Origin of the sequence: Brevibacillus sp. MCWH (assembly GCF_013096935.1) — a bacterium.
Classification (GTDB): domain Bacteria; phylum Bacillota; class Bacilli; order Brevibacillales; family Brevibacillaceae; genus Brevibacillus; species Brevibacillus aydinogluensis.
The window spans coordinates 63464-74435 of sequence record NZ_SDLF01000019.1 but is presented as its reverse complement, the minus strand read 5'-3'; the positions used below and the strand labels follow the sequence as shown (position 1 = coordinate 74435).

Here is a 10972-nt window from a genome sequence, read left to right as displayed (position 1 = left end):
ATTTCGTGAATCATGTAAAACTCCCCATTCTTTATCATGATTCCTCTCTCCTCCAAGGAGAGAGTTTGCGATGAAAGTGGGGAATTTTCAACCGATTATATTGGGGATTTTAACGTTGATCTTCACATATTATTGGGTTAGGATTTTTTACTGGTCTCTTGTTTGGCGGAGGAAGCAACATTTTGTTTGCGTTTTAGCAATCCCCCCCTGCGTTAATCCTGTCCTTTCACGTAATCACTTACTTTACATAGCCATACCATGTGGTGACGATCTTTTCCCCAGTAATCTCTTGCGATGAAATAAGGCTCGCCAAATTTCCGTAACCATTTTGATTGAGCCTGCTTGTAGCCGCTATCCAAACAAAACTGTTTAACTCCTGATTCATAAAGAACCTTCATTATCGAATGGATCAGAGCTGACCCTACGCCCTTGCCTTGAAATTCGGGCAAGACGTAAAGGCTGCCCAACTCTCCAATTGCCTCAAGCTGATTATTTGTAAATTTCTTAATATCACTGCTGCAAGGGCCGAAAGAAACCGTTCCGATAAGATTGTCATTCATTTTGGCAACAAGAAAGAAAGTTCCCGATTTGGCATTTACCAGTGAAGATGTGAGCAGATTCTTTTTAGACTCAATCTCATATTCAATATCACTGGTTAAATGTCCAAGGCCGTCTTTCTCAAAGGCATCCGTAATCGATGCTTCAAATACAGCATAAGCTGATGTTATATCTTCCCTGGTCGGTTTGGTAATGAGTAAGTCATTCATCATCTATTTGTCCTTTCATGCGGGGAATCTTGAATCATTCGCCTTTCCTTTCGCCAATACCGAGGATCTGCATCCCCTTCTTTTTCCTTATATGTTGATGATGGTATTCAATCATACCAATGTCAAGCGTCCGTAGAGCGGCCGAATCGATGGCCCCATAAAGTAAACCCGATCAAACTCGCAGGCGCAGACCGCGGGAATTTTTTCGAGGGGGGAAATGAATTGGATAAGGTCAACCGATTTTACGTACTCGCTGGTGCCTTGTTAATTCTCATCGTCGGCTTTTCTATTCTTTTCAACTATTCCCATACCTGGTCTTACCTTTTTCAAGGCTCCAGCCAGCATTGGGAGGCGCAATTTGTTGTGAGACCTTCTGAAGATGGGAACGAAGTGATCTACGAAGGAACAATCAAGCCGCTAACCTCCATGAATGTCACCCAACTTACCTATAAGACAGACGTGGTAACAAGCCAACCTGGGGGTACGCTGGTTTCCCCACTTATCGAGGAAGGTAAACCGCTTCAATTATTTGTCACAAGTCCGGGGCGTGACTCCATACAGTTTCGAGCGGGGATGAATGCAGAAGAGATAGCCAGCATATTTTTCCGGGACTTGGTCTATGAAATCACCTGGAATGATGAAACGGGGCAGCATACCGAAAAAATCGTCTTGAAGTTGGTGCCGCCTTCGTGATCCGGTTCCAACCGTAATTTTTCTCGTTTTATTTAACGGCAAGCCAGATTTCGTTCCGGGAATGAAGACTATGGAGATCTGGACTAATATAGGCCTCTATCGTCGGCAGTTCAGCGGGCACATACCCGTTAGAAGGGAGCCATTCCGAATAAATTCGTTTGTAGGCATTCACTAATGCGGTTGGGATAGGCCCCTCTATCTCAAACACAATCCATTTCGCTGCAGGGAAATCAAAGCTCAGAAATTCAGCCGGCACATCCCCCGCATGTTCTGCGGCGATCCAGTAATCAACCGTGTTTTTCTTGGCGTTATAATTGTCGTTCATTCCGATCAACCCTTTGATCTCGCCATTAAGCAGTTGAATTAACTTGTCGACCGTTCCGTTTGCATTCATTTCACCCCAAAATTCCGAAATCCCCGGCCCTTCCGCATTCGCTCCACAAGGGCATTCGCGTTTTACACCTACAACTTGAAAAGCCTCTCTGTTAACGATACGGTACTTCATCGGTTCTGCTCCTTTCAACGTCACCTGTATCGACAGGCGGTTGTACGATTGAATGTTTCCGATTCCTTTTCTGGCTTCACTTGGAGTAACACCATGCTGTTTCCGGAAGGCTTTGGTGAAAGCCTCGGGAGTTTCATAGCCGTATTTGCAGGCAAGGTCGATGATTTTGATCCCTGTGCTGATTAACTCTTGCGCCGCCAGCGTTAACCGCCGTCGTCGAATATAATCACCGACTGTAATGTCAGTCAGGATCAAAAACGTACGTTGAAAATGAAAAGCAGAAAGATTCGCTTGTCTGGAAATCTCCTCGATCGTCAGCGGCTTAAGCAAATGTTCTTCCATATAATCAATCGCTTTCTGCAATGACTCGACCAGTGCCATCCAGCTCAACTCCCTGAGATAAAGTGTACTGATTACGGGAAAGCAAATCCTGTCTTTATATGCTCTGTGTGGACAGTCATGTAAGACGTCAACACATTTGAAACTTGATTATGGAATTCATTTTTCAAAATTCGACAAACAACAGCACCCCCCGTTGGATTTCCCGGGGGAATATATGAATGTATATCGTCAACTGTTGAATCTTAAAGTGACGCAGAACATGACTTCTGCGTCACTTTAGCTATGATCGGAAAAACACCACGCTTTTCCTCCAGAATACTCCCCTATTGAATAATGAGGACCCGCTTCGTCCATATTGCAACTATGCTCAGACACCATCCTTCTCCATTTTTTCTTCACAATCGCATGTTAATCTTCCCCTAGAAAAAGAAAAGGAGGATTATCCATGACCAATAACATACCCAAAGAGAAGCGAATTGCGCTTCCGGTTATTTTATCCGGCGCATTGGTGCTGTCTGCTTGTTCCAATAATACCCTCAATCATACGGAAGGCCATGACATGTCCACAACGGGCTCTCATGAACAACAGAAGCATATGTCAGCCTCAGCAGATCCCAAATTTGAAGTTCTGACTGGAAATACATTTACGCTGACAGCAAAAGAAAGCATGCTCATGCTAGACAACAATACCATGAAAACGGCGTGGACTTTTAATGGAACAGTGCCTGGACCACAGCTGCGGGTGAAACAAGGGGAAACGATTCAGGTCAAATTGAATAACGAACTGCCAGAACCCGTAACGATCCACTGGCACGGCCTACCTGTTCCGAACCATATGGATGGGATTCCTGGTGTAACACAAAATGCTGTAAAACCTGGCGAGAGCTTTACGTATCAGTTTACAGTGGATGTCCCCGGCACTTACTGGTATCACTCCCATCAGGATAGTGTCAATCAGGTTGATAAAGGATTGTACGGGTCCATTGTAGTCGAACCAAAAGAATCCCGACCGGTTGACCATGATTACACGATTGTCCTCGATGAATGGATGGAAGATGACAGCATGGCTGAGATGCACAACTCCACCCACTCGAATGCGGACATGAGCAAGATGAACCACGGACACATGAACCATGGAACTGACACGAACAACACCATGATGGACATGAGTAAGATGAGCGATGCTGAGATGATGCCGCTGATGTACACGATCTTTTCGGCGAACGGTAGGACTGGCGCTGCTATCAAACCCGTGTCCGTAAAAGAGGGTGACAAAGTGAGAATCCGCCTGATCAACGCAGGGTACCTCTCCCACAAATTGCACTTGCCTGGTCATCAGTTTAGGATCGTCTCAACAGATGGCCAACCGATACACAACCCGCCTGTTATAAACGAACAGCTGCTGAACATCGCACCCGGGGAGCGATACGATATCGAGTTTGTCGCCAATCATCCTGGCAAATGGCTGTTGGACGAACACAGTACATTTCCGGGGGCAAAATCACTGGCAATTCCAATCGTCTATGAAGGATTTGAGCACGCTTCTCCGCAATCGGATCATGCAGGAGAGATGCCGCTTGTAGATATCACAAAATACGGGGAAGCCGCCAAAAGCATCTTCTCACTGGATGACAAATATGATTGGCAGTACACGCTGGAATTGGGAACAGATATGAAAAACGGGACCTTCACCATTAATGGTAAAGCGTTCCCAGACACTCCCCCGCTTGATGTTAAGGAAGGAGATCTGGTGAAAGTCAAATTGGTAAACAAATCTCCGGAAGACATTCACCCGATGCATCTGCATGGTCACTTCTTCCAGGTATTGAGTAAAAATGGCAAACCTGTTTCGGGCTCTCCTTTGATAAAAGATACGCTTAACATTCTGCCTGGTGAGGAATACGTCGTTGCCTTCAAGGCTGATAATCCGGGGCACTGGATGTTCCACTGCCATGACCTAGGCCACGCTTCCAAGGGAATGGTAACCGAAGTGAAGTACGATGGTTTCAAACCTGACTTTACTGTCGATCCAACCGTGAACAACAAGCCAGAATAACAGAATGACCAGGATTAAACGGACATGCAAAAAGGGCAGGAACAAGCGTTTCCGCCCTTTTCCCGTACATCCATGTCAAGAGAAGCTTTCTGACGCAGGTAATGTTATCGTAACGGTCGTACCCTTTCCCACTTCACTCTCGATGGAGATTTCTCCTTGATGTGCCTCCACAATCCCTTTCACGATTGTCAATCCGAGTCCGGTACCCCCTTTCTCCCGATTGCGCGATCGATCTCCACGATAAAACCGTTCGAACACGTAAGGCAAATCCTCTGGTGAAATACCGGCACCGTTGTCGATGACTTTCACCTCAACCTTTCGTTCTTTTTTTACAACGGAAATGATGACTTCCCCGCTCTCCGGAGTATGTTTTAGTGCATTCGTAAGCAAGTTGGAAAAAACTTGCGCCAGTCTTTGTTTATCCCCCAGAATCCAGACATCGTTGTCCAGCCGAACTGTTAATCGTATTCCTTTTTGCTGAAAAGATGGATTCATCGAATCTGCAATGTTTTCCACGACCTGGTTCAGGTTGATAACATCAAGGGAGATGCTCAGCGCACCTGCTTCCGCCTGAATGACTTGGTCCAAATCGCTTACGATTCGGATCAGCCTCACCACTTCGGAACGGGCAGCCTCCAAATGTTCCGGAGTTGCTTTCCATATCCCATCGATCATCCCTTCCGTCTGGGCAAGCAGCGTATTCAATGGAGTTCGCAGCTCATGTGCAATATCTGACGTAAGCCGTTTTCGCAATTCCTCCTGCTTTTGCAGATTGTGAACCAGATTGTTAAACGTTTGAACCAAATCATACAATTCGTCCTTTCCTTTGGGGAGGGGAACTCTTACAGACAAATCTCCTTTCGTTACAGCGAGAGCCGCACGACTCATATTGACAATTGGTCTGGACATCCATTTGGCGATGAAAATACTGATCGTACACACAATGACCAATAAAGCAAGCATCGTCCACTGCAGGGCATTTGTATGGGCTGTCTGAAAGTGTTCCTCCAAGGAAATGCTGTCCGTGTTGTCATGCTCGATACCTAGGTACCCAATCGGTGTACCACGCACCAGAACAGGGATCATGTCATCCTGAAGTTTGGTATGAGCAGTCGTTGTGTTCCCAAACGTTCGGATCAGCTGCTTTTCCTGGTCATATACCGTGATCTTCAACTTCAGCAGCTGTGACGCGGTATCTAATTTCAAAAACGTGCGTTCGTTCCACTCGTGTCCTTGTTGATATTCTTCCCTTAGCATGGCCAGAAGATCTGCTTGGTGTTTTCGATGAACATCGCTTATGTAATAGAAAAAATGAAGATCCATTTCTTTAATGGAAAGGATGGTTGAAATCAGAATGCCGCTAGCGCTAACAGCCATAAAGGCCAGCGCCAGCTTCATCCAAATGCTTTTCATAGGTTAGCCCCCACTCTGTGCGGGATTGTCGAGTCGATACCCTAATCCGTATACGGTTTTTATGTAGACTGGCTGTCTCGGGTCATTCTCAATCTTGTGACGCAAGTTCTTTATGTGTGTGTCAATGGTTCGGTCGCTTCCCGCGAAATCCAATCCCAACACTTCTTCCACCAATTCTTCCCGGGTCCAAGTGCGTCCTGGATATCGGAGCAGCGTGGTCAACAAGCGATACTCACTCGGTGTCAATTCAACCGGCTTTCCCTTCAACGTTACACGCTTTTCCCAAAGCGATACATGCAAGTCCCCCAATTCCACCTGATCGCGCAACACCTGGTAATCGCCCATCCGACGTAATATTGCCCGGACTCTGGCCACCAACTCACGTGGACTAAACGGCTTTACCAGATAATCATCGGCCCCTATCTCCAATCCCGCAATTCGGTCGGACTCACCGCTTTTGGCTGTCAGCATCAGGATCGGTACCCGGGACGTCTTGCGTATCTCCCGGCACACATCTTCTCCGCCTATATCCGGCAGCATCAGATCAAGGACAATCAAATCGGCTGCATCGGCAAGTTCCAAGGCATCCCTGCCATTTTCCGCCGTCATGACGTGATAGCCTTCCTTGGTCAGATACGATGACAAGATCTCCAGAATTTGCGGTTCGTCATCCACGATAAGAATCGTTGACACGTGTATCACCTCCTAACAGTCGGAAGAACGGACGTCAAATCGTTGGGGAATCTGCATTCGTATGCCAGACCACAGTTTCCCCTGACCCATCCGTTTTTGTTAAGCCTATCATAGAAGCAAACTGTGTAAAAATTATGGAGCCCCGTAAAAAAAAGAACAAGCAGGCTTCTATTGACCAGAGCCTGCTGAAGTACTTTCTGTTACCGTGGATTTTCGACCGCTGCGTGACCAAATCACGACCGGAATGAGAAGCAGCGAGAGGAATCCCCCGGCAAGTGAAAGTGTTGCATAACTGGAATGTGCTACAACCATACCTGAAAGTGCTCCACCCGAAGCCCCTGATAGTGCAATGAATACGTCAATGGCTCCTTGCGTTTTTGCACGCGTAGCCAGGTCCGTTGAATCTACGATGAGAGCTGTTCCGCTAATTAATCCAAAGTTCCAACCAAGCCCCAGCAAAGCCAGCGCGATGATTATTCCTGTCAAAGAGTCAGCTGGTGCTACTGCTGCGACAAGGCCAGCAGCAAGTAAAGTACCACCGGAAGCATACGTCATGACTGTGCGGCCAATCTTGTCAACAAGAATGCCTGTCACGAGAGATGGGAGGTACATCGAACCAATATGAATACCAATAACCAATCCGACATCCCCCAAATCATGACCATGGTGATCCATGTGAATGGGAGTCATTGTCATGATTGCGATCATTACGATTTGGGTTAAGATCATTACGGCAGCGCCGACGATGATTCCACGGTTGTTTCTTGACAGCGTATTTGTTTCCGCATCTAAGCCGCTGCTCTCCTCTTTCTTGGCCTCAGCAATAGCCTTCGCGACAACGAAAGGGTCAGGGCGAAGGAAACCCACAAAGGCAAGACCGGCCAAGATGTAGGCAGCCGCAGCCAGTAAAAACGGCCCAGCAAGGGCAGGAACATCGTGTGACGAAGCAAAACTGCCCATTACATCAGCCAAGTTTGGACCTGCGACAGCACCGAACGTAGTAGAAACCATTACAATGCTGACAGCTGTTGCCCGTTGGGTTGGCTTTGCCAGATCTGTTCCCGCATATCGTGCTTGCAAATTTGTGGCCGTACCGGCGCCGTAGATAAACAGCGAAGCGAACAGGAGGAATACACTATGGCTAACAGCCGCAAATACGACCCCAATTGCCCCAATACCGCCTGTGATAAATCCTGCTGCGAGCCCCAAGCGACGTCCGTAACGCTGGGAAAGACGCCCAACAAGCATTGCAGCCAACGCAGATCCAAGTGTAATCAACGCTACGGGAACACCAGCAAAACTTTCCGTGCCTAACATATCCTGAGCAAGAAGTGCTCCAACAGTGACACCTGCTGCCAGACCTGCACCACTAAAAATTTGTGCCACGAATACGATAAATAACGTTCGTTTGTATAGCCGATTCTGCATCTCTGGAGAATCTACGTAACTCCGTAAATGATTTTCTTTCATGCTTCCAGGTTCATGCTCCATCGCTCAGAACACCTTTCTTGTTAGGTTTGGTGTGTGAAGCTTAAAACATCACCATTTTTTCGGCCCATTCCACGAGGTCGACACAATCATTCATCGTGGAGATCGGGCAAGAAGTTTGGTCCTCTAATTGCCTTTATTTAAGGTACGTTCCACATGCGTACAGAATTCCATATAAGTGACCGAAATAAGGTTGTTTACAAGGAGTGGTTATTGATTTGTTCTCGCAGCAGTGCCTTTATCGCTGTCATGGATCGGAGAGTTGTTTAATTTAGAACGTTGGTCGCTTCTCACATTCATTTCTCTTTGAAGTGCAGTGCGAACGGCAAGGAGTTTCTCCCTGTCCAAATATCCATCCTTCCAATAGGCACCGTTGTCCAGAAAGACCAGGTTGGAAGGTGAAATATCTTTCAGGCCCATAACAAAACCCATTATTTGCGCCTTCGACAAGTCGGTCTGGAGATGTTCACCAGCCACTTCCAGCAGTTTGAATAACTTAGTCAGTTCGCCAAGAGAAACCAACTTTTCAGTCATTGCTTTCATCACCTCTTGCTGACGGCGGCTGCGGTCAAAGTCGCTCGAATAATATGTGACACCTCGACTGTCTTGACGGTGACGAACATAGTCTAATACCTGATCGCCGGCACCTGCACCCCGGGGTTAAGATCAAAATGTGTGCCATCGGTTGGGTCGTTGTAGTACGCTTATGTCCTACTTTTCTTGTAAGGCTTCAATCAGAAGGGAAGCATAATACTTGCTGCCGTCCGGCTTTAGATGTACCCCGTCTTCGTAGAAGTAATTTCCCTTCCCTTCACTGGCTGCGTACCAGTCTACTACTTTCGTATTGCTGAATTCACTGGCGACTTCCTTGATCGTCGGATTAACCTGATTTTGCCATTTTTTTGGAACTCGCGTTGTTACTAACAACACCTGTTTGGCATCAGAAAGTGACGTTAACAAATTGCGCAGGTGTTCTTTCTTGAAAGGGCCATTCGTCCCGAGTTCAATAATGATGTGGTCCCCTAATTTCCCTTGCTGTTTTAATCCATTTACAACATCCTGGGCTTGCGACATTTGTCTGCCGATCTTTCCATCTACCGTGATTTTCGGCAGCTTTTCCTTCAAGTAAGGCTCCACTCCCAGAATGACAGAATCCCCGATGACAGTGATCCCTTCCCCATTGAGTGGTTCCTCTTGCTTCGTCTCCGTCTCGATTTTCTTTGTTTCAGTCTCGCCCGAATTCTTTTCAGTGCTCTGCGGGTTGGGAGATTGTTCAAATTGTTGGCCTTGTATTTCTGCCTTTTCAGGCGTTTCCGAGGTCTGTGCTCGGAGAACCGGAAAACCAACAGCACAAATGAAGATGACGACCCCCCATATCATCCACACGTTTCTCTTCATTTTTCCATTTCATCCTTTCATTTTGAAATTCATTCCCTTGTTACGAATTCACGCCTTTACTCAGAGGAGTCGTCCTAATCTGCCAAACGTTTTGTCAGTGTAACGCTTGCGAACGAGATTACGAACATTTCCCCGGCGAATCGGCTCTTCGACATACTTGTATGATAGAGCTGCCAGAGCTACACTCATGATCAATTGCAACAAAATGTGTGTGAAACCAGGCTTCTCGGTGTTGACTGTCGGACTCGACAGAACAATGACCGGATAATGCCATATATAGAGACTATAGGAACGTTTCCCAATCCAGGTCAGGGGTCGGCACGCCAAGATTTTCCCCAGTCGGCTGGCCGGATGTGCCAATACTGCAATGACACCTGCGGTGACAAAAGACACAATAAGAAAACCGACCTGATACAGCCAATCATCGTATTCATTTACTGCATTGATCATGACGAGTAAAACAATTAGCCCCAGCACTCCTTTTACATCTAGCAACGTTCGAGCAGTAGGGGAAATCCTGTCATTCAACTTCCAGCTCGGCCAGACGATTGCCAATGCTGCTCCAATCAGGATAGCGAATGCACGGGTGTCCGTCCCGTAGTACACTCGACTTGGGTCCGTTCCCGGCTCATACATGAGTGCCATTGCACTGGCGGATAGGGAGGCCAATAAAAGAATCAGCAGCATTAGTTTTCCTCGTCGCGGCACAAGTTTTATGCCGATCAAGAAAAGAATTGGCCAAACGAGGTAAAACTGTTCCTCAATGGAAAGCGACCACAGATGTCCAATTGGAGAAGCTGGACCAAAACTCTCAAAATAGGAAACGTCATGAAATATGAGGTACCAATTGTTCATGTAAAAAAGTGAGGAGAGAAAATCACCCTGCAGTGCCCGCAGTCTGGAGAAATCGGTCATACTCAGCCATGAAGCCACCGCCAGAAGCATGCAAATCATCGCAGGCAACAGTCTGCGTATTCTTCTTATCCAGAAATTCCAGATAGAAACCGTATTGTTTGTTTTATACTCCAATATGATCTGATCCGTAATAAGGTAGCCGGATAGTACAAAGAACATCTCTACTCCCAGCAGCCCACCTTGCATCGACTCCCAATCAAGGTGGTAACCAATCACAGCCAGGACAGAAATTGCTCGCAAGCCGTCTAAACCAGGCATATAGCGTTTCAACGGTTGGTTATGTTCCCTGTTCATGTTGGTTCAATCCTTGTCCGTTTATTGGCTTATTCTCAGCAAGAATATAGCTCCTGGATGTCACGAAGGTTTGATAAAGATGCAAACAAGATGTCAACGAATAGTTGTATCCACTCATTTTCCGGGCGAGTAAAGGTTTTTCCGTAAACAAACGTCTGCTCTCCCGGTAATCATAAGAATCGGAATGTTATATTCTGCGGTTCCCTTCTTGCAAATATCCAGACAGCAACACTAATGTAACGATTTATATGAGCGGAATCAATTTCATTTCGGTTACAACGAGTGGAGAATTCAGTATCGTTGAGTTTCCGACTGAATGAGCATGAACTTAAAACAGTTTTCCGAAAAAAAAGAGTGCCCATATCTGGACACTCTCAAAAAGGTTAATCATGTTGCTCTTCCCGCAAG

Annotated in this window: 10 protein-coding genes; 2 read left to right on the top strand and 8 right to left on the bottom strand. The window is 46.6% G+C overall.

Going from position 1 to position 10972, the window contains the following annotated elements:
• Window positions 1–212: 212 nt before the first annotated feature.
• Window positions 213–767 (bottom strand): GNAT family N-acetyltransferase, encoded by a 555-nt coding sequence (locus ETC00_RS15595; RefSeq protein ID WP_216369521.1) that lies wholly within the window; start codon window positions 765–767, stop codon window positions 213–215.
• 222 nt (window positions 768–989) lie between these two features.
• On the opposite strand from ETC00_RS15595, the gene ETC00_RS15590 reads away from it, so the two are divergent.
• A complete protein-coding gene (locus ETC00_RS15590) occupies window positions 990–1460 on the top strand; it encodes a hypothetical protein (RefSeq protein ID WP_171567009.1) in 471 nt (156 codons plus the stop codon).
• Between the two features lie 28 nt (window positions 1461–1488).
• Here the strand turns inward: ETC00_RS15590 and ETC00_RS15585 are convergent, their stop codons facing one another.
• Complete coding sequence (locus tag ETC00_RS15585; protein WP_171567007.1) at window positions 1489–2346, bottom strand: AraC family transcriptional regulator; 858 nt, start codon at window positions 2344–2346, stop codon at window positions 1489–1491.
• 406 nt (window positions 2347–2752) lie between these two features.
• On the opposite strand from ETC00_RS15585, the gene ETC00_RS15580 reads away from it, so the two are divergent.
• On the top strand, window positions 2753–4363 hold the full coding sequence (locus ETC00_RS15580) for a multicopper oxidase family protein (RefSeq protein ID WP_171567005.1): 1611 nt from the start codon (window positions 2753–2755) through the stop codon (window positions 4361–4363).
• Window positions 4364–4438: 75 nt separating this feature from the next.
• Here the strand turns inward: ETC00_RS15580 and ETC00_RS15575 are convergent, their stop codons facing one another.
• The 6 genes from ETC00_RS15575 to ETC00_RS15550 all read right to left on the bottom strand — a co-directional run bounded on the left by ETC00_RS15575 (window position 4439) and on the right by ETC00_RS15550 (window position 10564).
• The gene (locus ETC00_RS15575) at window positions 4439–5776 is read right to left on the bottom strand and encodes a HAMP domain-containing sensor histidine kinase (RefSeq protein WP_171567004.1); all 1338 of its coding nucleotides are present in this window, start codon (window positions 5774–5776) and stop codon (window positions 4439–4441) included.
• A gap of 3 nt (window positions 5777–5779) precedes the next feature.
• Entirely contained in the window at window positions 5780–6469 is a 690-nt protein-coding gene (locus ETC00_RS15570; RefSeq protein ID WP_171567002.1) for a response regulator transcription factor, read from the bottom strand.
• Window positions 6470–6637: 168 nt separating this feature from the next.
• Complete coding sequence (locus tag ETC00_RS15565; protein WP_171567000.1) at window positions 6638–7960, bottom strand: MFS transporter; 1323 nt, start codon at window positions 7958–7960, stop codon at window positions 6638–6640.
• A 207-nt stretch (window positions 7961–8167) separates the two neighbouring features.
• The gene (locus ETC00_RS15560) at window positions 8168–8491 is read right to left on the bottom strand and encodes an LCP family protein (RefSeq protein WP_249179168.1); all 324 of its coding nucleotides are present in this window, start codon (window positions 8489–8491) and stop codon (window positions 8168–8170) included.
• 177 nt (window positions 8492–8668) lie between these two features.
• A complete protein-coding gene (locus ETC00_RS15555; RefSeq protein ID WP_171566999.1) occupies window positions 8669–9355 on the bottom strand; it encodes an SGNH/GDSL hydrolase family protein in 687 nt (228 codons plus the stop codon).
• 60 nt (window positions 9356–9415) lie between these two features.
• On the bottom strand, window positions 9416–10564 hold the full coding sequence (locus ETC00_RS15550; protein WP_171566998.1) for an acyltransferase family protein: 1149 nt from the start codon (window positions 10562–10564) through the stop codon (window positions 9416–9418).
• Between the last annotated feature and the right edge of the window lie 408 nt (window positions 10565–10972).